The 22337-nt window shown below is 64.3% G+C and carries 20 protein-coding genes and 1 tRNA gene; 11 read left to right on the top strand and 10 right to left on the bottom strand.

Annotated features, from left to right (window positions below):
* Positions 1–159: 159 nt before the first annotated feature.
* Positions 160–522, top strand: coding sequence for a DUF3817 domain-containing protein (locus QMA15_RS28355; protein ID WP_020908283.1), 363 nt, complete (start codon positions 160–162; stop codon positions 520–522).
* Between the two features lie 105 nt (positions 523–627).
* Positions 628–1524, top strand: a complete 897-nt coding sequence (locus QMA15_RS28350) for a tetratricopeptide repeat protein (RefSeq protein WP_041815045.1) — start codon at positions 628–630, stop codon at positions 1522–1524.
* Positions 1525–1542: 18 nt separating this feature from the next.
* Here the strand turns inward: QMA15_RS28350 and QMA15_RS28345 are convergent, their stop codons facing one another.
* From QMA15_RS28345 to QMA15_RS28335, 3 genes are read right to left on the bottom strand one after another with little or no spacing between them, the layout of a single operon-like run.
* The gene (locus QMA15_RS28345) at positions 1543–2991 is read right to left on the bottom strand and encodes a neutral zinc metallopeptidase (RefSeq protein WP_021344780.1); all 1449 of its coding nucleotides are present in this window, start codon (positions 2989–2991) and stop codon (positions 1543–1545) included.
* Positions 2991–5192 (bottom strand): 1,4-alpha-glucan branching protein GlgB, encoded by a 2202-nt coding sequence (glgB, locus tag QMA15_RS28340; RefSeq protein WP_031331511.1) that lies wholly within the window; start codon positions 5190–5192, stop codon positions 2991–2993. The genes QMA15_RS28345 and glgB overlap by 1 nt, the downstream gene beginning before the upstream one ends.
* The gene (locus QMA15_RS28335; protein WP_279163999.1) at positions 5192–7216 is read right to left on the bottom strand and encodes an alpha-1,4-glucan--maltose-1-phosphate maltosyltransferase; all 2025 of its coding nucleotides are present in this window, start codon (positions 7214–7216) and stop codon (positions 5192–5194) included. Before QMA15_RS28335 ends, glgB begins: the two co-directional genes overlap by 1 nt.
* A 177-nt stretch (positions 7217–7393) precedes the next feature.
* Between QMA15_RS28335 and glgP the strand changes: the two genes are divergently transcribed.
* Positions 7394–9994 (top strand): alpha-glucan family phosphorylase, encoded by a 2601-nt coding sequence (gene glgP, locus QMA15_RS28330; RefSeq protein WP_279163998.1) that lies wholly within the window; start codon positions 7394–7396, stop codon positions 9992–9994.
* A gap of 68 nt (positions 9995–10062) precedes the next feature.
* Here the strand turns inward: glgP and QMA15_RS28325 are convergent, their stop codons facing one another.
* From QMA15_RS28325 to QMA15_RS28315, 3 genes are read right to left on the bottom strand one after another with little or no spacing between them, the layout of a single operon-like run.
* Positions 10063–12111 carry an ATP-dependent DNA helicase gene (locus QMA15_RS28325; protein WP_019749155.1) on the bottom strand — a complete coding sequence of 683 codons (2049 nt, stop codon included), beginning with the start codon at positions 12109–12111 and terminating at the stop codon, positions 10063–10065.
* Between the two features lie 9 nt (positions 12112–12120).
* Entirely contained in the window at positions 12121–12768 is a 648-nt protein-coding gene (locus QMA15_RS28320; RefSeq protein WP_279163997.1) for a nicotinamidase, read from the bottom strand.
* Complete coding sequence (locus tag QMA15_RS28315) at positions 12765–14105, bottom strand: nicotinate phosphoribosyltransferase (RefSeq protein ID WP_021344775.1); 1341 nt, start codon at positions 14103–14105, stop codon at positions 12765–12767. Before QMA15_RS28315 ends, QMA15_RS28320 begins: the two co-directional genes overlap by 4 nt.
* 121 nt (positions 14106–14226) lie before the next feature.
* On the opposite strand from QMA15_RS28315, the gene clpS reads away from it, so the two are divergent.
* The 7 genes from clpS to rdgB all read left to right on the top strand — a co-directional run bounded on the left by clpS (position 14227) and on the right by rdgB (position 19319).
* Positions 14227–14538 carry an ATP-dependent Clp protease adapter ClpS gene (gene clpS / locus QMA15_RS28310; RefSeq protein WP_029255695.1) on the top strand — a complete coding sequence of 104 codons (312 nt, stop codon included), beginning with the start codon at positions 14227–14229 and terminating at the stop codon, positions 14536–14538.
* Positions 14539–14606: 68 nt separating this feature from the next.
* Positions 14607–15197, top strand: a complete 591-nt coding sequence (locus QMA15_RS28305) for a DUF2017 domain-containing protein (RefSeq protein WP_020908274.1) — start codon at positions 14607–14609, stop codon at positions 15195–15197.
* Complete coding sequence (locus QMA15_RS28300) at positions 15194–16261, top strand: P1 family peptidase (RefSeq protein ID WP_020970034.1); 1068 nt, start codon at positions 15194–15196, stop codon at positions 16259–16261. The genes QMA15_RS28305 and QMA15_RS28300 overlap by 4 nt, the downstream gene beginning before the upstream one ends.
* A 92-nt stretch (positions 16262–16353) precedes the next feature.
* Entirely contained in the window at positions 16354–17013 is a 660-nt protein-coding gene (locus QMA15_RS28295) for a rhomboid family intramembrane serine protease (protein WP_020908272.1), read from the top strand.
* Between the two features lie 97 nt (positions 17014–17110).
* A complete protein-coding gene (locus QMA15_RS28290; RefSeq protein WP_007733274.1) occupies positions 17111–17869 on the top strand; it encodes a cyclic nucleotide-degrading phosphodiesterase in 759 nt (252 codons plus the stop codon).
* A gap of 52 nt (positions 17870–17921) precedes the next feature.
* A complete protein-coding gene (rph, locus tag QMA15_RS28285) occupies positions 17922–18707 on the top strand; it encodes a ribonuclease PH (RefSeq protein WP_003945332.1) in 786 nt (261 codons plus the stop codon).
* 3 nt (positions 18708–18710) lie between these two features.
* A complete protein-coding gene (gene rdgB, locus QMA15_RS28280) occupies positions 18711–19319 on the top strand; it encodes an RdgB/HAM1 family non-canonical purine NTP pyrophosphatase (protein ID WP_279163995.1) in 609 nt (202 codons plus the stop codon).
* A 62-nt stretch (positions 19320–19381) separates the two neighbouring features.
* Here the strand turns inward: rdgB and QMA15_RS28275 are convergent, their stop codons facing one another.
* Positions 19382–19762 (bottom strand): DUF3817 domain-containing protein, encoded by a 381-nt coding sequence (locus tag QMA15_RS28275; protein WP_003945334.1) that lies wholly within the window; start codon positions 19760–19762, stop codon positions 19382–19384.
* Positions 19759–20166 (bottom strand): transcriptional regulator, encoded by a 408-nt coding sequence (locus QMA15_RS28270; protein ID WP_279163994.1) that lies wholly within the window; start codon positions 20164–20166, stop codon positions 19759–19761. The genes QMA15_RS28275 and QMA15_RS28270 overlap by 4 nt, the downstream gene beginning before the upstream one ends.
* 222 nt (positions 20167–20388) lie before the next feature.
* Here QMA15_RS28270 and QMA15_RS28265 point away from each other — a divergent pair, with 222 nt between their 5' ends.
* Entirely contained in the window at positions 20389–21108 is a 720-nt protein-coding gene (locus QMA15_RS28265; protein WP_019749146.1) for an aspartate/glutamate racemase family protein, read from the top strand.
* A gap of 58 nt (positions 21109–21166) precedes the next feature.
* Here QMA15_RS28265 and QMA15_RS28260 read toward each other — a convergent pair.
* Both QMA15_RS28260 and QMA15_RS28255 read right to left on the bottom strand, forming a co-directional pair.
* Positions 21167–21248 (bottom strand) — tRNA-Leu (locus QMA15_RS28260).
* 73 nt (positions 21249–21321) lie between these two features.
* The gene (locus QMA15_RS28255) at positions 21322–22038 is read right to left on the bottom strand and encodes a hypothetical protein (protein WP_279163993.1); all 717 of its coding nucleotides are present in this window, start codon (positions 22036–22038) and stop codon (positions 21322–21324) included.
* Between the last annotated feature and the right edge of the window lie 299 nt (positions 22039–22337).

Here is a 22337-nt window from a genome sequence, read left to right as displayed (position 1 = left end):
CACTCTGCGGCGGCGGCGGACAAGGCGACGCACTCATCATCCGCGTCCCCAAGGCTTGAGTGTCTAAATACACCTGAACGAGCGCTCTCGCTCTGCGACGCCCCGTGGTTTTGCTCACACAACTACGGGGCGTCGTAGTTGTTCGGGCACAATGGCCTCATGGCGAACATCTTTGACGTATCCACTCCCGCGAAACGCTTCCGTCTGGTGGCGTGGTGGGAAGCTGTGACCTGGGCGGCCTTGCTGGTTGCCATGTTCTTCAAGTGGGTCCTCGGACACGAAGAAGCGATTCGCATCCCCGGAATGGTCCACGGCACCGCGGGCTTCCTGGTGTTCATCGTTGTTGCTCTGCTGACTGCGTGGTCGCTCAAGTGGGACATCAAGACCACGATCCTTGCGCTGATCTCGAGCGTTCCCCCGTTCGGCACCGTCATATTCGAACGCTGGGCAGTGCGAAACGGCAAGCTCGGCGAGCTGTCCACGGAGTTCGAGGCGTCCAAGGGCAACGCGGCGCTCGTCTGAGTGCTGCATCCCTCTACGTAGCTTCGCGCAACTCGTGACAAACTGGGAGTCGTGACTCGACCAGGTTCCAGGCCCCCCGCGCGTTCGTCCGCAGTTGCTGCCGCCATGAGCGGCGCAGTCGACTTGTCCGCCTTCAAAGAGCGGGCCACGGCCCCACCACCGCCGCGTAACACCAGCGGCGACGGGGCCGTTTCTGCTGTCTCCGGGGCAGTGATCGAGGTGACCGAGGAGAACTTCGAAAGCGAAGTCCTGCTGAAGTCGAGCCAGGTGCCGGTCATCGTCAACATCGGTGGCCGCGCATACGAGCCCTCGGTCGTGTTCACCGAAGTTCTCGAATCATTGGCGGCGCGCGCCGGCGGCAAGTGGATTCTTGCCAACGTCGACGTCGACGTGAGTCCTCGCATCGCGCAGGCATTCGGTGTCCAGTCGGTGCCGACGGTTGTTGCCGTCGCGGCTGGTCAGCCGTTGGCCGATTTTCAGGGTGCTCAGCCAGAGGCGCAGCTCAGTCAGTGGTTCGACGCAGTGCTCCAAGCTGTCGAGGGCAAGTTGAGTGGGCCGGTGTCCGACGGGGACGAACCGGTGGAGGAGGTCGAGGATCCTCGCTTCGTGGCCGCTGAAACCGCGCTGGACGAGGGCGATCTCGACGCCGCCATCGCTGCGTACCAGATGATTCTCGACGCCGAACCCAACAATGCGGAGGCCAAGAGCGCTGTCCGCCAGGTGAAGTTCATGGCCCGGGTTCAGGGCGTCGATCCCGAGTCGATCGCGGCCGCGGATGCTGATCCGTCCAATCTCGAACTGCAGTTCGCTGCGGCCGACCTGGAAATGTTCGCCCAGCAACCCGAGGCGGCGTTCGCGCGCTTGATCTCGGTGGTATCGCGAACTGCCGGCGACGACAAGGCCGCAGCGCGGACGCGCCTGCTCGAACTGTTCGAACTGTTCGACCCGGCAGAACCAATCGTCATCGCGGCCCGACGTAAGTTGGCTTCTGCTCTCTACTGACGTGTGGACCGGCAGCCGCTACTCCGTGTAGCGGCTGTCGCACACTTCCCGGCCACCCAGTACGCCGGTCCGGAACGCGTCTACGCGTGCAAACCCGCTCGGCACCGTCTCACCGTTGACGTCACTGGCGGCGAGGCCGTCAGTCAGCAGCCCCGATACGGCTTCGTCGAGGTCGCCGGGGGAGAGTGTGACTTGAGCTCCGGACGCCGCAGCGTTGGTGGGACTGAGCGCTGCGGTGATGACGCCGGACAGGCAGGCGGCGCGCAAGGCAGTTTGCGGAGTGTCGAGCGATTGGCCGTTCTCCTTCTGCATCGCGAGGGTGTACCGCGACGCGAGCAGGACGTAGGCGTTGTAGTCACCGGTGATGTTGGTCTGGATCAACTCGCGCCGTCCGACGCGACCCGGCGTGCCGCGCTCGGCCAGGTCGTCGACGCTGATTCCGATGGTGTTCGTCGACGGGCAGTACGAGACGGGCTCGGTCGCAACGGCGTCGCTGCACCCGGTGTCTGCGCCGGTGAACACGACCTTCGGCGGCTCGGGTAGATCGAAGATCGCTTGGAATGTCTTTACGAACTCGTCGAGCGTTGCCTCGGTGACGGGCAGTTCTCCGGAGTCGTTGCCTTCGGCGAATTGCTGCGGGAGGTCTGCGCGTCGTGACTCGATTTCGTCGGCGTCCATCTTCGCGCAGGCGCCGGCGCCGTCGGTGAAGCCGATCTGAGTGGCGGTGACGCGCTCGAACGCCGAACCATGGTGGCTCTCAGGATCATTAGGGTCTTCGTCGCGGATGGCGACGGCCGAGGCCAACACCTTGTTGAGGCCGTCGGAGGTGTTCATCGTGAAGTGTGCGGCCTTGTCCTCGGCGACGTGCCGCAAGAAGGCACCACCGAAACAGTCGGCTTGTTGTTCTCGCACCAGGGCCGCATCTCGTTTGCCGCCGACGATCCCGGCTTTGCGTTGTACGGCGTGGCCGTACTCGTGCGCGAAGATGAAGGCGACGGCCACTTCGCCGAACTTCTCTCGTACCTCGGGCAGTAGCAGTTCGCGATCCCAACCGATGGTGTGATCGATGCTGCAGTACCCGGCGTTGATGAGTTCTTCGGTGGTCTCTTCGCAGAAGTCCGGGCCGTTCGATTCGGTGGGGTCCCACGAGATCAGCTCGTCAACCGGTTCGAAGGGCTTGTCGAACAGAGCCGGGTACTCGGCGGCCCAGTAAGTTTCGATGTCGGTGATGGCGTTGGCCGCCAGGGCGTCGATGTCCCCGCCGTCGGTACCGGTGATTTCTCGGTCGGCATTGGGGGCTCCCGGGCGCAATCCGCTGGGGCCTGCTGTTGCGTCGAGTCCGGCGACGCGGAACGGATCGTGATAGATCGAGACGGCGTGCCCGTTCGTTCCGCTGGCACAACCGGCGAGCAGTGCGGCCACTGCGAACAGTGACGACGTGACAATGACTACTCGCCGGCCGACCATCAACGCTCCAGACTTATCCAAATCGCTCCAGCAGCTGGCAGCGCCACCTGTGCGGAGGCTGGCCGACCGTGCCACGAACGCGACGTTGCCGTGACCGCTCCGAGGTTCCCGACTCCGGAGCCGCCATACACCTCGGCATCGGTGTTGAGAATTTCCACCCATCGGCCGGGCTCTGGTAGCCCGACGCGGTAGCTCGAGTGCTCACTGCCCGAAAAGTTGAACAGGCAGGCGACAATCGAACCGTCAGTACCGTAACGCAGAAAACTGAGGACGTTGTTCTCGGTGTCGTTGGCGTCGATCCAGGAGTATCCGCCGGGGGAGGTGTCGAGGGTCCACATCGCCGGATGGCGTCGGTACGCGGAGTTGAGATCTCCGACCAGTCGCTGGACGCCGCGGTGGAGAGTGCCGGTGTACTGATCGTCGAGTTGCCACCAGTCGAGGCCGCGTTCTTCGGACCATTCCGCGCTCTGACCGAACTCCTGTCCCATGAACAGCAGTTGCTTGCCCGGATGCGCCCACATGTACGCAAGCAGTGAGCGTAGGCCGGACGCCTTGGCGAAGTCGTTGCCGGGCATCCGGGTCCACAGAGTTCCCTTGCCGTGCACCACTTCGTCATGGCTGATCGGTAGCAGGTAGTTCTCACTCCACGCGTACATCAGCGAGAAAGTGATCTCGTGATGGTGGTAAGTCCGGTGCACCGGGTCGTGACCGAGGAATCCGAGGGTGTCGTGCATCCACCCCATGTTCCATTTCATGTTGAACCCGAGGCCACCGACATTGGTCGCCCGAGTGACTCCGGGCCACGCCGTCGACTCCTCGGCGACGGTGACGACTCCTCGGTGGTTCTTGTGGACGGTGGCGTTCATCTCCTGCAGGAACGCAACAGCTTCGAGATTCTCGCGGCCACCGTGAATGTTGGGAGTCCATCCACCTTCCGGACGTGAGTAGTCCAGGTACAGCATCGATGCGACGGCGTCGACGCGCAGTCCGTCGATGTGGAACTCCTCGAGCCAGAAGAGCGCGTTGGCGACGAGGAAGTTCCGGACCTCGCGGCGACCGAAGTCGAATACGTATGTGCCCCAGTCCAACTGCTCGCCGCGACGCGGATCGGCGTGCTCGTACAACGGCGTTCCGTCGAAACGGGCAAGCGCCCATTCGTCTTTGGGGAAGTGTGCAGGAACCCAGTCGACGATGACGCCTATCCCTGCGGCGTGCAGGTGGTCGACGAACCAGCGGAAGTCGTCCGGGGTGCCGAAGCGGGAGGTCGGTGCGTAGTACGAGGTGACCTGGTACCCCCACGATCCACCGAACGGATGCTCGGAGACGGGCAGCAGTTCGACGTGGGTGAATCCGGTTTCGGTGACGTAGACGGCGAGTTGCTCGGCCATCTGCCGGTAGTCGAGTCCCGGACGCCACGATCCGAGGTGCACCTCGTACACGCTCATCGGGGACTGCGAAGGGTCGACACCAGCGCGGGTTTCCAGCCAGGCCGCGTCGTTCCATTCGTGCGAACTGGTGGTCACTCGCGACGCCGTCGCCGGCGGTACCTCGGTACCGAATGCCATGGGATCGGCCTTGTCGCGAACCGAGCCGTCGTGGCCGTGGACCCGGAACTTGTACAGCGAACCGACTGCGATGTCGGGCAGGAAGAGTTCCCAGACCCCGGTGGAGCCGAGGACTCGCATGGGGGCGAATTGCCCACTCCACCCGTCGAAGTCGCCGACGACGGTCACGCCGCGGGCGGCCGGAGCCCAGACGGCGAACGAGGTGCCGTCGACGGGTCCGTCCGGTGTCTCGTACGAACGCGGATGTGCGCCGAGGATGTCCCACAGTCGTTCGTGCCGACCTTCGCCGAACAGGTGAAGGTCGAGTTCACCGAGAGTCGGCAGGAATCGGTAAGGGTCGGCTGCGAGAACCGTGTGGCCACCCGGGTACGTCACGGAATAGCGATAGTCGATCAGGTCGGGGTAGGGGACCAGAGCCGCGAAGATCCCGTTCGAAACATGTTCGAGAGGAAAGGTTTTGCCGCCGATGACGGCGCTGACGGACTCGGCGTTGGGACGCAACGCTCGCAGAACGGTGCCGTCGGCGTGGGGATGGGCGCCGAGAACACTGTGCGGATCGTGATGTTCACCGCGCGCCAACAGTTCCAGATCGTGATTGTCCGGCGCGATACCCGAAGGGGACTTTTCGGTTGGCATCACTTGCCTCCACCTGCGCGGTGCGCATTGCGAGCTTGGTAGGCCAGAGAGATCCGGGCCGGATACGGAACGGGTGGGAGCGCGAGGACGTGCGCCACCGAACGCCAGGGCTCGAGGCGGACGAAATTGGCCTGGCCCCAATTGAACTGCTCACCGGTAACCTCGTCGAGCACGGTCATGTGGTCGTGCCATTCCCGGCCGAGCGCCGGCATGTCCAACCAGACGGTGCCCTCTTCTGCCGCGAACGGGTTGAGGTTGATCACCGTCAGGACGGCGTCACCGGTCGAGGCGTCGAACTTCGAGTAGGCGATCAACGCGTCGTTGTCGATGTGGTGAAAGTGCAGGTTCCGCAACTGCTGCAGGGCCGGGTGTGCACGCCGGATGCGATTGAGTGCGGTGATCCACGGCTCGAGAGATTCGCCTCGCGCTGCCGCTTCGGCGAAACGGCGCGGACGAAGTTCGTACTTCTCGGAGTCGAGGTATTCCTCGCTGCCCGGGCGAACGGCTTGATGTTCGTAGAGTTCGTAACCGGAGTAGACGCCCCACGTCGGCGCCAGGGTGGCGGCGAGAGCTGCTCGCAGTGCAAACATTCCGGGCCCACCGTGCTGGAGGGACTCGTGCAGGATGTCCGGTGTGTTCACGAAGAGGTTCGGTCGGGCTTCGTCGGCCTTTGCTGCCAGCTCGTTCCCGAATTCGGTGAGCTCCCACTTCGCAACTCGCCAGGTGAAGTACGTGTACGACTGCGTGAACCCGCGCCTGGCAAGGCCGTACATGCGCGCCGGACGAGTGAACGCCTCGGCGAGGAACAAGACGTCGGGGTCGGTTTTCTTGACCTCCGAGATGAGTGTCTCCCAGAAGTTGGGCGGCTTGGTGTGCGGGTTGTCGACACGAAAGATCTTGACTCCGGCGTTGATCCAGTGGCGGACCACGCGCAGGATTTCCTTGTCCAGACCGCGAGGATCGGTGTCGAAGTTGATCGGGTAGATGTCCTGATACTTCTTGGGCGGGTTCTCGGCGTAGGCGATGGTGCCGTCGGGAAGGACGTTGAACCACTCCGGATGCTTCTGAGCCCATGGATGATCCGGGGCGCACTGCAGCGCGAGATCCAGTGCCACTTCGAGATCCAGCTTGCGGGCCGCAGCGACGAAGGCCTTGAAGTCCTTGAGCGTGCCGAGTTGGGGGTGAACAGCGTCGTGCCCGCCGTCGGCAGAGCCGATCGCCCACGGCGAACCAACGTCGCCGGGTTCGGGGGTGAGGGTGTTGTTGCGACCCTTGCGGTTGATCTCGCCGATGGGATGGATCGGCGGAAGGTAGACGACGTCGAAACCCATTGCGGCGATGCGGGGCAGGTCTTCGGCCGAAGTGCGGAACGTGCCGTGCTGCGGTACTCCGTTCTCGTCCCATCCACCGGTCGAACGGGGGAAGAACTCGTACCAGGAGCCGAACAGCGCACGGCTGCGATCGACGACGACGGGGTGGGACTCGCCCTTGGTGACCAGTTCGCGAAGTGGAGTAGCGCGGAGCAGTTCGGCGACGTCGGAGGCGAAGGCCGGAGCGACGCGAGCAGTCAGCGCCTGATCGCTGCGCAGCGACGCCGTGACGGCCTCGAGCCTGGACCTGTTGCCCCGCGGCACTTCGTGCGCGGCCTTTTCGAACAGGCGCGCACCGATTTCCAGGTCGTTGGCCAACTCGGCCGCCCCTTGCCCGACGGCGAGCTTTGCTTCCACGGCGTGCTTCCAGGTGGCAATGGGATCGCTCCACGCCTCGATCCGGAACGACCACATACCTTCGGCGGACGGCGTGAACACCGCGTCGACGGTGTCCGGTTCGGTCCCGGGATCCATCGGAATGCGCAGCGGCTTGGTACCGCGCGGACCACGCACGACCAGAGTGGCGGAAATGGCGTCGTGGCCTTCTCGCCACACGGTGGCGTGCACCGGGAAGACTTCACCGACCACGGCCTTTGCCGGATAGTTACCCGAGATCTCGGGTACCACGTCGTCGATACCGAGGCGTCCTGACACGGGAAGCTCCATTTCTGATGATGGATCGCGGTAAAACTTTCTTTCGCCGGGTTCAACCGTAGTGGGTGCGACGCTGGAGTGCTGATAACGACGAATTCGGGTCTGTCGGTGGTCAGGTCGGCTCGGGCGTTCGGTTCCACCGGACAGAGTGCAAGGAACTCGACTAGGGTTCGCGGGGTGAAAGCCTTGCGTCGGTTCACTGTCCGAGCCCACATTCCGGAGCGCCTCGCCGCGCTCGGCCCCCTGTCCACCAACCTTCGGTGGTCGTGGCATCCCGAGACACAGGATCTGTTCTCGCGACTCGACCCCGAACTCTGGCAAGCAGTCCAGTTCGATCCGGTCCGCATGCTCGGGGAAGTCAACCCCACCCGTCTCGACGAACTCAGCAGTGACGAGGCATTTCTCGGTGACCTCGACACTGCAGCAGCCGATCTCGACGCCTATCTGAGCACGCCGCGCTGGTATCAGTCCCAGCAGGCCAAGGGCACATCGTTGGCTGGCGGAATTGCTTACTTCTCCATGGAGTTCGGAGTCAGCGAAGTTCTGCCCAACTACTCCGGCGGATTGGGCATCCTCGCGGGCGATCACCTCAAGGCCGCGTCCGACCTCGGGCTGCCGCTCATCGGCGTCGGACTGCTCTACCGATCCGGCTACTTCCGCCAATCGCTGACCGCCGACGGTTGGCAGGCCGAGCACTACCCGCCGCACGACCCTCAAGGGTTGCCTCTTCGTTTGCTGACGGACGCAGGTCCGGCGTCCGACGACGGATCACCGGTTGTCATTCACGTCGCGATGCCCGGTGGACGAGTACTGCGTGCGCGAGTGTGGATCGCTCAGGTCGGACGAGTGCCGTTGCTGCTGCTCGATTCCGACATCTCCGAGAACGACGCGGATCTGCGCGGCGTCACTGACCGTCTTTACGGTGGGGACCAGGATCACCGCATCAAGCAGGAGATCCTCGCAGGTATCGGCGGCGTCCGCGCGGTGCGTGCCTACACCGCGGCGTACGGATTGCCCGATCCCGAGGTTTTCCACATGAACGAGGGGCATGCCGGATTCCTCGGCATCGAACGGATTCGGGAACTTGTGACCACCAGCGGTCTGGACTTCGATTCGGCTCTGGCCGCGGTCCGCGCCGGAACGGTCTTCACGACGCATACTCCGGTTCCCGCCGGAATCGACCGCTTCCCGGCGGATCTGGTCCGTCACTACTTCGGCGGAGCGAACGGCGAGAACGAATCGAGTTTGCTTCCCGGACTGACCGTCGACCGCATCGTCGGGATGGGGCGCGAATCCGATCCGTCGATCTTCAACATGGCGCACATGGGTCTTCGCCTGGGCCAGCGAGCCAATGGCGTCTCGAAGTTGCACGGCATCGTCAGTCGCGACATGTTCAACGGACTCTGGCCGGGATTCGACGCCGACGAGGTGCCGATCGGATCGGTCACCAACGGTGTCCACGCTCCGACGTGGGCTGCGCCGGAGTGGATGGACGTGGCCAGGCGGATCGTGGGGCAGGAGCAACTCGAAGAAGCGCGAGGTTGGGAGCGCCTACACGAGTTGTCGGCCACCGAACTGTGGGAGACACGTAATGCGTTGCGCGGCAAGTTGGTCGACGAAGTCCGTCGTCGCGTCCGAGCGTCGTGGCTCGAACGCGGCGCGACCGAAGCTGAACTCGGCTGGACCACTGGAGTTTTCGATCCCAACGTCTTGACTGTCGGATTCGCCAGGCGCGTGCCTACGTACAAGCGGTTGACGCTGATGCTGCGTGATCCCGAGCGTCTGCGTGCGATGTTGCTCGACGAGAAGCGTCCGGTGCAGTTGGTGGTGGCCGGTAAGTCGCACCCCGCCGACGACGGCGGCAAGGCACTCATCCAGCAGGTCGTACGGTTCGCCGACGAAGCGGATGTGCGTCACCGCATCGTCTTCCTGCCCGACTACGACATGTCGATGGCCCGCTACCTCTACTGGGGCTGCGACGTGTGGCTCAACAACCCACTTCGCCCACTCGAGGCGTGCGGCACTTCCGGCATGAAGTCCGCGCTCAACGGTGGACTCAACCTCTCCATTCGCGACGGATGGTGGGACGAGATGTACGACGGCGAGAACGGGTGGGCAATTCCGACGGCCGACGGTGTTCTCGACGACGTGCGGCGTGACGATCTGGAAGCCAGCGCCCTCTACGAACTTCTCGAGCACGCGGTACTGCCGACGTTCTACGACCGTGATGCAGCCGATCTGCCGACGCGCTGGGTCGAGAGGGTTCGCCACACTCTCGAGAATCTGGGCCCGAAGGTGTTGGCATCACGCATGGTTCGTGACTACGCCGTCGACTACTACGCCCCTTCGACGGAATCAGCTCGAGCGGTAGTGGCGGACGATTTTGCCGGCGCGCGTGAGGTGGCCGAGTTCCGTCGTCGCATCGAATCACAGTGGCCGTCGGTCGCCGTCGAGCAGGTGGACGGTTCCGGCTTGCCGGACACTCCGGAGATCGGTGCGACCATCTCGTTGAAGGCCAAGGTCCGCCTCGGCGGCTTGTCGGTCTCGGATGTCCAGGTCCAGGCAGTCCTGGGACGCGTCAGCCCGGGCGAGGAGCTCACCGACGTGGTGACGTTCCCGATGACACACTTCGGCGCCGAGGACGGAACCGAGATCTTCGAAGCCGAGGTTGCGCTTCCGGTCTCCGGTTCCGTGGGATACACCGTGCGGGTGCTGCCGCATCACCGGTTGTTGGTCGATGCGTCCGAACTCGGGTTGGTGACCACTCCGAGCGTCTGACGTATTGCATTCTGCCCCGGTCCGTTCGGTCGGTACCGGGGCAGAATTGTGTCCGCGTGAGAACTGGCTCAGGGACGTGAGTCGCGGATGCGGGTGAGCGCCTTGCGGACGACTTCGGGGTTGGTCGTCTCCCAGAAGGGCGGCAGCGATGCGCGAAGGTAACCCGCGTATCTCGCCGTGGCCAGACGCGGATCGAGCACGGCCACCACGCCCTTGTCGTCGGTGCTGCGAAGCAGGCGACCCACGCCCTGTGCCAGGAGCAGCGCCGCGTGATTGGCCGAGACGCTGAGAAAGCCGTTACCGCCATGGGATTCGATGGCTTGTTGGCGAGCCATTAACAGTGGATCGTCCGGGCGCGGGAACGGAATCCGGTCCAAGATGACGAGGCTGAGCGATGGGCCAGGGACATCGACGCCCTGCCACAGGGACAACGTGCCGAACAGTGACGTGGGTTCGTCCTTGGCGAAGGCCTTGACGAGGGTGCCGGTGGCGTCGTCGCCCTGGCACAGGATCGGGGTGTCGAGGCGTTCGCGCATCGCCTCCGATGCGGCTTTGGCGGCGCGCATCGATGAGAACAAGCCGAGGGTGCGTCCGCCGGCAGCCTCGACGAGTTCGGCGATCTCGTCGAGATAGACCGGGGAGAGGCCGTCGCGGCCGGGCGTGGGCAGGTGGCGGGCAATGTAGATGATGCCGGCCTTGGCATGGTCGAAGGGCGACCCGACGTCGAGTGAGTTCCAGCGGAAAGCCGAAGCGTCAGAAGGTGCTTCGGTGCCGATGGCCGTACCCGAGTCGGGGCGCACCGACGATTCCGCAGGAAGGCCCCAGTTGACGGCGAGACCGTCGAACGATCCGCCGACGGTCAGCGTCGCGGAGGTGAGAACGACGGTGGATTCGGCGAACAGTCGCGAGCGCAGCAATCCACCGACGGAGAGCGGAGCCATCCGGACGGAGCGCCGAACCGATCCGCGGAACTCGTCCGAGGACAGCCAGACGACGTCCTTGCGCTTGGCCGGGTCTGGTTCGTCGAAGGCGGTGAGAATACGCACGGCACTGTCGTGGACGTCGTCGACGGACGAGAGCGCAGCGTTGCGGGCTGCAGCGGCTTCGGGGTCTGCGGCTGCCATGCCCGGTTTGGCCGGACCGATCGCGGTGCGCAGCGACCAGGCCGCGTCGCGTATCGCGGCTAGTGCGGGCGCCGCACCGTCCGGGAGGCCTTCCCATCGACCTGGACGCAATTCCTCGAGGAGCCCCGCCCAACCCTCGCCGGCAGCTTCGAGTCGGTCGGCGTCCTGCTCTTCGGCGATCTTGCCGCAACGCCTGGCCGCGGCACTGATCGAAGAAGCTGTGAGATCGGCCGTGGCAACACCGGTGACGCGGTCGACCAATTCGTGGGCTTCGTCGATCACCACGACGTCATGGTCAGGGAGGATCTGGATGCCGGTGATGGCGTCGATAGCGAGCAGCGCGTGGTTGGTGACGACGACGTCGGCCTTCGACGCCTCGACACGGGCGCGCTCGGCGAAGCAGTCCTCACCGACCGGGCACTGGTTCTTTCCGATGCACTCGCGGGAGGTGACGCTGACCTGCCTCCACGCCTGATCGGATACGCCCGGTACCAATTCGTCACGATCACCGGTTTCGGTGTCGGACGACCATTCGGTGAGGCGGACGACCTCCCGGCCGAGACGCGAGACCGTGAACGGATCGAACAACTCGTCCTCGGGTGGCTGTTCGGACGCGCCGGTGTGGATCTTGTTCATGCACAGGTAGTTGTTGCGGCCCTTGAGGATTGCGAACTCGGCGCGCCGACCGAGTGGCTTCTTCAGTGCATCGGCCAGCCGTGGCAGATCTCGATCGACGAGCTGGCGCTGAAGCGCGATGGTGGCGGTGGACACGACCACAGTGCGCCCAGACTCGACCGCATGGCGCAGGCTCGGAACGAGGTAGGCGAGTGACTTACCGGTACCGGTGCCGGCCTGGACGGCCAGATGCTCGCCCGTGTCGATCGAGTGCGCCACGGCCGACGCCATCGTCAGCTGACTGGTTCGCTCGGCACCGCCGAGCGACCGCACCGCTGTCTGGAGCAGTTCGGGAACGTTCGGGAGTTGATCGGCCACCCACGAAGGTTAATGGATCCCTACGTCAGAAACGTCCACGGATGATTCCCGGGGTAGTTCCCCGGCATTCGAGTCTTCTTCCGACGACGCCTCGTCTCGCCCGATCAGCTGCACTCCCGCCTCCTGCATCTGTACCAATGCCGACTCGATCGTGGCAGTCGACACACCTGCGGTGAAGGGGAGAAGGACCGTCGTGGCGAATCCCGCGCGCGCCGCGTCGATGGCCGTGGCCTTGACACAGTGATCTGTGGCAATGCCGATCACGTCGACGTCGGTGATCTTGTGGGCGCGGAGCCAGTCCTCGAGCGTCGTGCCGTCCTCGGCTGCTCCTTCGAAACCGGAATAGGCCGCGCTGTAGGCGCCCTTGGAGAAGATCGCCGAACCGGCGACGGAAGCGTCGAACGCCGGGTGGAACTCGGCGCCGGCCGTCCCGACGACGCAGTGAATCGGCCAACTGTCGACGAAGTCTGGGGTCTCGGAGAAATGCGCCCCAGGATCGATGTGGAAATCGCGAGTCGCGACTACGGCGTCGTACTCGTGGGAGTTGACGAAATCGTTGACGGCCGCCGCAACCGCAACGCCGCCGTCGACCGCGAGAGCGCCACCTTCACAGAAATCGTTCTGAACGTCGACGACGATCAGTGCTTTTGCACTCACTGGTGCTCACCTCCGGAGAATCGAACGGGCACAGCCGAGTCTCCGCGCGAGAGCTTGAGTCCTTCCCACGGCAGGCTCACGAGCCCAGCCTTCAGAACTGCGCGGCTCTCTTCGAGCGTCGGTGCGCTCTCGACGACCTTGCCTTCGCGAACCAACGGGATCAGCAGTTCGGTCGCGCCGTCCGCCTCGGAAACCGGAGCGGGCGAGCCGGCAGGGTAGATGACTTCTTCGACGATCGTTCCGGTCGGGCGAACCACACGCAGTGCCTTCTTGGCGCCGCCGCGAGATGCCTTGTTGGTGCTTCTCTTCTCGACCGCGATTCCGTCGACCTCGACCAGCTTGTAAACCATGCCTGCGGTGGGTGCGCCTGATCCGGTGACCAGTGAAGTACCGACGCCGTACGAGTCGACGGGTTCGGCGCGCAGAGCCGCGATCGCGTACTCGTCCAGGTCGCCGGAGACGACGATGCGTGTCTTGGTAGCACCGAGATCGTCGAGTTGTTGGCGTACCTGACGAGCAAGAACGCCAAGATCGCCGGAGTCGATGCGAACCCCGCCCAGCTCGGGACCGGCAACGGCGACAGCCGTTTTCACACCCTCGGTGATGTCGTAGGTATCGACGAGCAACGTGGTGGATACGCCGAGTGCCGCGACCTGACCGCGGAATGCCGCTGCCTCGTCCGGACCGTCTTCGGTGGTGTGCAGGAGAGTGAAGGCGTGTGCACTGGTACCCGCGCTGGGTACGTCGTGACGCCGCGCGGCTTCGAGGTTGGAGGTGGCGTCGAAGCCGGCGAGATACGCGGCACGTGAAGCGGCGACGGCGGCCTGTTCGTGTGTGCGACGCGAGCCCATCTCGATCATCCGTCGACCGCCCGCTGCGCTCACCATGCGGGCTGCGGCCGAAGCGATCGCGCTGTCGTGGTTGAGGATCGAGAGAATCAAGGTTTCGAGGATGACGCACTCGGCGAACGTTCCGCGGACCGAGAGGATCGGTGAGCCGGGGAAGTAGAAGTCGCCCTCGCGGTAGCCGTCGATGTCACCGGAGAATCGATAGTTGCGCAGCCACTCGACGGTCGTGTCGTCGAGGAATCTCGCAACGATCGCCAGTTCCGGTTCACCGAACCGGAACTGCTCGAGTGCGTCGAGAAGGCGTTCGGTACCGGCGACGACGCCGTAGCGACGACCGTCTGGCAGCCGCCGTGCGAATACCTCGAAACTGCAGTTGCGGAAGGCAGATCCGTCGGCGAGAGCCGCCGAGAGCATGGTCAGTTCGTACTGATCGGTGAGCAGTGCGGTGCTGGCACCGGCGTCGCGGATGTCGGAAATTTGCGTAGGCACGCACACAACTCTATGCGCGAGACGACGTGGGTGGGTGTTGTCGCCTCTCGTCGCGCCGTACCCTGGATACATGGTTTTCGGCGGCGCGACCGTGTCCGGCACTTACTCGGCGAACGTAACGATGAGAGGCGCTACGGCTTCTTCTCCTCAAGCCACGCCCGAGCAGTCGGAGGCTGTTGCGACCATCGAAGCCGCAGATCGGCCCTGGGTGACCATCGTCTGGGACGACCCGGTCAATCTCATGCATTACGTGACTTACGTGTTCCAGAAGTTGTTCGGTTACAGCAAAGCCAAGGCCACCGACCTGATGATGCAGGTCCATTCGGAGGGCAAGGCCGTGGTCTCGAGCGGTTCGCGCGACAAGATGGAGGCCGATGTTCGTCGCCTCCACGCTGCCGGTCTCTGGGCCACGATGCAACGCGACGACACCTGAGAAAAGCCCTGAGAAAAGCACTTTTTCGACCGATTTGTTCGCCTAACTCGTAGACGGGAGTCCGACGCGTGCGGACGTGGAGTAGGAAGAGTTCACTCGGCGGAGTGAAGTTCAAGTCCGAGATGGACGGCCACGAGGCGGCGGTTCTGCGCTCGCTCGTGGAGTCGGTGGCCGGGCTTCTCGACGAGCGCGCGTCTTCGGCGCCGCAAGACGAGCTCGCCGCGCTGACGGGCCTTCGTACCGGAAATTCGGAGACACCCGACAATCCGGTGTTGGCGCGTTTGCTTCCCGACTTCCAGCGCACCGATCCGGACAAGGTCGCTCCGGACAGTGACGATCTCGACGACGCCGGCGCCAATGTCAACGGCGCGCTGCGCAGTTTGCACGAGCCCGAGATCATCGATGCCAAGCGTGAGTCCGCTCGCATGTTGTTGGCTTCGCTTCCGGAGGCCGGCGGCAAGGTCGTTCTCACGCAGGAACAGGCCGATGCGTGGCTGTCCTCGCTCAACGACGTCCGTCTCGCGCTCGGAACCAATCTCGGCATCGACGCCGACACCCCGGAGAGCCTCGAACCCGACGACCCGCGCGCCCCGCATCTCGACGTCTATCACTGGTTGACGTGGATGCAGGACTCCCTCGTCCAGGCGCTCATGCCATGACCACGACGCGGACCGGGCCCACTGATTCACTGACAGATGTCGCCGGCCTCGCTGTCGGTCATCACCACAAGCTCGACGAGGGAGCCACTCTCGGAAGCGGCGCAGCCACCGGCTGCACGGTCGTGCTCGCGTCGGCCGGTGTGGTTGCCGGAGTCGACGTCCGCGGCGGCGGTCCGGGTACCCGCGAGACCGACCTACTCGACCCGAGCCATTCGGTCCAGCAGGTCAATGCCGTGCTGTTGACCGGCGGTAGTGCCTACGGACTTGCCGCGGCCGATGGAGTGATGCGCTGGCTCGAGGAACACGATCGCGGGATCGCGATGGGTGCTCCTGGTCAGGTGGTACCGATCGTGCCCGGCGCCGTGATCTTCGATCTGCCGGTGGGGGACTGGACCGTTCGTCCGACCGGAGACTTCGGATTCCTCGCTGCCGACACCGCTTCGCGCGAATTCGCCACGGGCACGGTCGGCGCCGGGGTAGGTGCCAGAGCCGGAGCGCTCAAGGGTGGGGTGGGAACGGCCAGCGTCGTGATCGCCGACGGCCCGGCCGAGGGTACGACGGTCTCCGCGTTGATCGTGGCGAACCCGGTGGGTTCGGTCTTCGATCCCAGAACAGGCTTGCCGTGGGGCGTCGGCTCGGACGGGGCGGAGTCGTTCGGGCTCAGGCTTCCCGACGCGTCCGAACTCGCGGCGGCCAACGCCGTTGCAGCCAAGGGAACAGTCCTCAACACCACGATCGGTGTGGTCGCCACTGACGCCGCCTTGACAAAAGCCGGGTGCCGACGCGTCGCCGTCGCAGGGCATGACGGTCTGGCTCGTGCGATTCGGCCCGCGCATTCGCCACTCGACGGCGACACGATCTTTGCGCTCGCCACCGGCGATCACACTCCGAATTCGGAGATCGCAGTTCCGGCCGCTTTCCCGAACGATCTGCCGATACTCGACGCGGTGTGCGCGGCTTCGGCGCAGGTCGTCGAACGTGCGATCGTCACAGCGATTCTCGACGCCACGTCGGTAGCCGGAATCCCGAGCTACCGCGAGCTCTTTCCGTCGGCATTTCTCTAGGCAGCACTCCTGGAATCGGCGGTAATCTCGAATTGAGCCTGGTCGCGAGTGACCGAATCAGAAAACCGGATCGACCGTGGAGGACGCACACGATGACGATGGATTTCAACAATCCGGACTTCGGCACCCGGACGCCGGCACCGAAATCCGGTCCGCCCTCGGTGTGGAAGCAGTCGGCCGTGTTGGTGGGCGGCTTCGCGATCCTGCTCTACGTGATCGAGATCGTAGATGTCATCTCCGGTCAGAACGTCCAGAACGCCGGCGTCACCCCGCGCACGCTCGACGGCCTGTGGGGAATCCTGTTCGCCCCGGTCCTGCACGACGACTGGGCTCACCTGATTGCCAACACCATTCCGGTCCTGATCCTCGGGTTCCTCGTGCTGGTGTCGGGAATTGCGCGCGGACTCGCGGCGACCGGCATCATCTGGGTGATCGGCGGTGTCGGGACCTGGTTGTTCGCCGGCTCGAACTCGAATCACGTCGGTGCGTCCGTGCTGATCTTCGGCTGGGTCACCTACCTGCTGGTGCGCGGGTTCTTCACGCGGAGCTTCACACAGATCCTGATCGGCGTTGCCGTCTTCGTCGTGTACGGCGGAGTGCTGTGGGGCGTTCTCCCGAGCGATCCACGGGTTTCCTGGCAAGGACATCTGTTCGGAGCGATCGGCGGCGTGGTGGCCGCCTGGGCGCTGACGTCGAGGGAGAGGGCCAAGCGCGCAGGGTCGGCGCCGGCCGTCCGACCACCGAGTTTCTGAACGGACGTGGGTCACACCCTCGCTGCGGTGTGACTTCGACGCGCCAAAACCACCAAGAGCTTTTTTCCAGACGGGTAGACGTGGCAGCATGACCGGTATGCGCATGACCGTCCTGGGGTGTTCCGGCAGCGTCACGGGTCCGGATTCACCGGCTTCGGGATACCTGCTCACGGCACCGGGAACTCCGCCGCTCGTGATCGACTTCGGCCCGGGAGTTCTTGGGGCGTTGCAGCGATACGCCGATCCGGGCGAGGTGACGATCCTGCTTTCGCACCTTCATGCGGACCACTGTCTCGACATGCCCGGCCTGCTCGTCTGGCGTCGCTATCACCCCAACCCGCCGGTCGGGCGGGCTCTGGTTTACGGCCCCACCGACACGGCCTGCCGCATCGGAGTGTCCTCCGCCGAGTGCGCCGGCGAGATGGATGACATCTCCGACACCATCGACGTCCGGCTCTGGGCCGAGAACGAGCCGGTGACGTTCGGAGAACTGAGCGTCGTCGCCCGTCGGATGAATCATCCACCCGAGGCTTACGGTTTCCGGATCACCGGCGCCGACGGCCGCGTGCTCGTCTACACCGGTGACACGGGTATGTGCGACAACGTCGTCGAACTCGCCCGTGGAGCGGACGTGTTGCTCTCCGAAGCTTCGTGGACCGACAGTCCGGATCGCCCCGAGGGAGTTCACCTCTCCGGTAAGGAAGCCGGCCGTGTGGCTGCCCTCGCCGGCGTCAAGGAACTTCTCCTCACGCACATCCCGCCGTGGACCTCCCGCGAAGACGTGATCGCCGAAGCGAAATCCGAATTCTCCGGACCGGTCCATGCCGTCTCCGCCGGAAGCGTCTACGACATCTGATTCCCCTCACATTCGATGCAGTGCCGACCGGGCGACCGCTAGGCTCACGAAGGTGACTACACGAGAAGACGGTAGGGCGGACGACGAGCTCCGCACGGTCAAGATCACCCGCGGGTTCACCAGTCATCCGGCCGGATCCGTTCTGGTCGAGTTCGGGAACACTCGCGTCATGTGCACGGCCAGCGTCGAAGAGGGTGTACCCCGCTGGCGCAAGGGCTCCGGCTTGGGTTGGCTGACAGCCGAATACGCGATGCTTCCCGCCGCCACGCACACGCGCAGTGGCCGCGAATCGGTCAAGGGCAAGGTCGGCGGCCGTACGCAGGAGATCAGTCGACTCATCGGCCGATCACTTCGGGCCTGCATCGATCTCGCTGCGATCGGCGAGAACACCATCGCCCTGGACTGTGATGTCCTCCAGGCCGACGGCGGCACCCGCACCGCGGCAGTGACGGGGGCGTACGTGGCCCTGGTCGACGCCGTGACGTACCTGCGCGCAGCCGACCTGCTCTCCGACCCTCAGCCCATCTCGTGTGGCATAGCGGCCGTCAGCGTCGGCGTCGTGGACGGACGAGTGCGCCTCGATCTTCCGTACGAAGAGGATTCGCGCGCCGAGGTCGACATGAATGTCGTGGCCACCGATACCGGCACGCTGGTGGAAATCCAGGGAACCGGTGAGGGCGCCACGTTCCCACGCTCGACGCTGGACAAGCTGCTCGACTCCGCTCTGGCTGGTTGTGAGCAACTCTTCGAGATCCAGCGTCAAGCGTTGGCCGAGCCGTATCCCGGGGTGCTACCCGAACCGAAGAATCCGGAACCCAAAAAGAAGTTCGGTGCGTGAGCTGTGAGCGTACGAGTACTGGTTGCCAGCCGAAATGCCAAGAAACTGAAGGAACTTCACCGGGTGCTCGACGCCGCTGGAGTGAACGGAATCGAACTGGTCGGGCTCGACGAGGTGCCGCCGTTCCCCGAGGCTCCCGAGACCGGGGCGACGTTCGAGGAGAATGCACTCGCCAAGGCGCGTGACGGCGCGGCGGCAACCGGAATGCCTTGCATCGCAGATGATTCCGGTGTCGAGGTCGATGCACTCAACGGTATGCCCGGCGTGCTGTCTGCGCGATGGTCGGGCACTCACGGAAACGACGGCGCCAACACGGCGCTTGTCCTGGCTCAGCTGGGAGACGTGCCAGACGAGCGGCGCGGCGCGGCATTCGTCTCCGCCTGTGCACTGGTGATCCCCGGCGGCGACGAGACTGTCGTGCGCGGCGAATGGCGCGGGGTGATCGGCCGAGAACCAGCCGGCGACGGGGGCTTCGGATACGACCCCATCTTCCGTCCGGACGGCGACACCCGCTCTGCCGCAGAACTCACCCCGGCCGAGAAGGATGCGGCGTCACATCGAGGGCGCGCGCTCGTGCAGCTCGTTCCGGCGCTGGCGGCACTGGCCGGCTGAACCGAATCCGAAAAGTAGAGCCCTGAACGCGTCTGCGTTCAGGGCTCTACTTTTCGAAACTCTCAGAGCTGATAAGCCTGCTTCACCTGGGCAGTCCGCTTGTGCTCGAACACGAACGACAGGAACGGGATCGTGCCGGCGAGCGCGGTGGCAACCGTCGTACCGGGCTTCCACCGGGCCTTGATCGCCAAGTCGATCGTGAACACGAGATAGAGCATGTAGAACAGGCCGTGGATCTGGCCGATGTAGAACAACCACGACGGTGCGTCCGCCGAATTGTCGAGAATCAGGTACTTGTAGACCATCTCACCGGTCAGGAACAGCAGCCAGAGGCCGGTGATCCAGGCGAGAACGCGGTATCGGACGAGCGCCGACGCAACCTTCTTCTGCTTTTCTGCGTTGACTGCGGGGGTAGCGATGCTCGCTTCCGAACCGGTACTCACGTCGTGCTCCTATCGGACTCGCGAGCGGCGAGCTGCGCAAGGTAGTCGTTGTATTCCAGCATTTGGCGGGCTTCAGGGTCGTCGACGTCGAGGTTCACATCGTCGAACTCGGCCTGCGGGCGTTGCGGCAAGAGGTCGGCGGGAATCTCACGCGGCTCCGCGGCGGCTTCCTCGGCTTCGGCCTCTTCGGGGTCCACGTCTTCGAGCTGAACGAACTTGCGATACGCGTACACGACAAACGCCGCGAACAGCGGCCACTGGAACGCGTACCCGAGATTCTGTCCGGTGCCTCCGACGGCTTCGAAGCGCTCCCACTGCCACCAGCCGAGCGAGAGGCAGCCGGCAGCTGACACGATGACCAGCAGAATCAGCGCAGGTCGGCGTTTAGTAGCGTTCTTGGACACACTAAGACGGTACCTGAGAGCTATAGTGCCTCGCCCTGCGATCTCCGACACGGTGTCGTAGAGGCCGTGCCACGGCGTGTCGTAGAAGCCGTGCCACGGCGTGTCGCAGAAGCAGCATGTGCGCTATGCCCATCCAACACCGCACCGCCAGGCACTGAACACATTCACCCAGCTGTGCTGCATCGATAACCTCGGGCGTATCCGAAAGCAGGGGAGTGTTTCATGCACATCAGAGTGATTCGCCCGGTCATCGACACCACACTGACTCCGGCGGTGACAGACGAGGTGGAGCACTGGGCGGCGCCCGGCACGACGGTCGATGTCGTGTCACTGCTCTCTGGCACGGCGAGCATCGAGTCCGAGTACGACGAGGCACTGGCCGGCCCCGGGATCGTGCAGCGGGTCGAAGAGGCGGCAGTCGACGGCGTCGACGGTGTATTCATCACGTGTTTCGCCGATCCCGGAGTGCATGCCGCCCGAGAGATCATCGACGCACCGGTGGTCGGCGGCTTCGAGCCGTCATTTCTGACAGCGATGAGTCTGGGCGATCGCGTCGGTGTCGTGACCATCCTGCCGAACGTCGTGCCGATGCTCCGATCGCTCACTCGGCGGTATGGGCTCGATAGTCGGCTGGGCAGTATTCGAGTCGTGGACATGCCGGTGCTGGGCCTCACCGATCGGGAGGAACTGATTGATCGACTGGCCGCTCAGGCGTCTGCGGCAGTGCAGAACGGCGAGGCCGATTCCGTCGTTCTCGGTTGCACCGGGATGCTCGGTGTGACCAGTGCAGTCCGAGACAGGCTGCATGGCAAAGGGATTCACGTTCCGGTTGTGGATCCGACGGCGTCGGCGATCACGTGGTTGGAGAGCTCGGTCCGTCTGGGGCTGACGCCGAGCCGGACGACGTACATGACCCCGCCGGTCAAGGCTCGAAAGCGCTGAGCCTGATCTAGAACCGAAAAAGCCCCGCCGGATCTGATCCGGCGGGGCTTTTTCGTTGTGCGCGAGGGGGGACTTGAACCCCCACGTCCTGAGACACTGGAACCTAAATCCAGCGCGTCTGCCAATTCCGCCACTCGCGCGCGGAATTCAAAGGATACGCGAGTGGAATCGCTCGCGGGCACACCACCCTGGTCGGGATGCGCCCGCCCGCTCTCAGGCCGTTTCGGCGAGTGGATCCGCTGCGGGCGGCATGGTGGATTTCTTCGATCGGCGAGGTTGCTCGGCCGTGCGTTGATACCGCCACGCAGCGTGGGTGAGTGTTGGAACATCGACATCGAGATGTTCGGCAACCGCAACTAGCAACTCGGCTGCGTCGGTGCTCGACAACAATTCCTCGCTACTGCTTGCTTCGGTGGCGAACCGTGCAAGTAGATCTATCGAAGTTGCCGTCAACTTCCCGGACAGGAACACCAGCGTCTCGAAGGTCCTGGGGCCCAGGCCTGGAACGGAGACGACTGCCGAACGGAGGCCTTCGGTGTCCTCGACGTCGGCACCGCACCGGCAACCGGCATCGACGAGCGCTTTGGCCGCACGAGCCGCACCCTCGGCTTTGGTGAAGTAGTTGCCCGGCACGCGCTGGCGATTGCCGAGAATCGTTGCGAGCTCGTCGCCACGGTCGGTGAAGGCGGCGAGAGCGGACAAGCTGTCGAGGCGATCGCCTGCGGCCACCGAGCGGTGTGTGCGCCAACGGTCGACGACGGCGCGGACGCCGGTCTTCGGTGTTCCGTAGGCGGCGCGCGACGAGAAGATCGCGTCGAGAAGGGCGGCTTCGGACTCGCGCGGCCATCCCTGATTCCAATGCGGCCACGCCTCGCGCGGAAGCTCGGCGCCGATGAATTCGGCCGCTCTGACTACGTCTGTGTCTTTCATGATTTCTCCCCCCGAGAAGTCGTCCGGTGTGGACGCGCTGAACGTAGCGAGGGGGTCCGACAGATTGTGGCCCGGAACGCACGGGATCGACCGTCCGTCAAGGAGGTCACGAATTGGTAACAATAAATATGAGGGGTTCCTCAGGTTTCTGAAAATCCCGGTAACAGTCCCAGGCAGGGCGTTCGCGACCTACTCGCGAGTCACTTTCTCGAAGTCTCGTGAGGAAGATCACGGCCCTGAAAGTCCAGATTTCCAGGGTGCCGACAAACGTGAGGAAATCCTCATGATTCTGTGTAAAC

The sequence above is a fragment of the Rhodococcus sp. APC 3903 genome (assembly GCF_030407755.1).
Classification (GTDB): domain Bacteria; phylum Actinomycetota; class Actinomycetes; order Mycobacteriales; family Mycobacteriaceae; genus Rhodococcus_F; species Rhodococcus_F erythropolis.
This window is presented reverse-complemented; position numbering and strand designations above follow the sequence as displayed.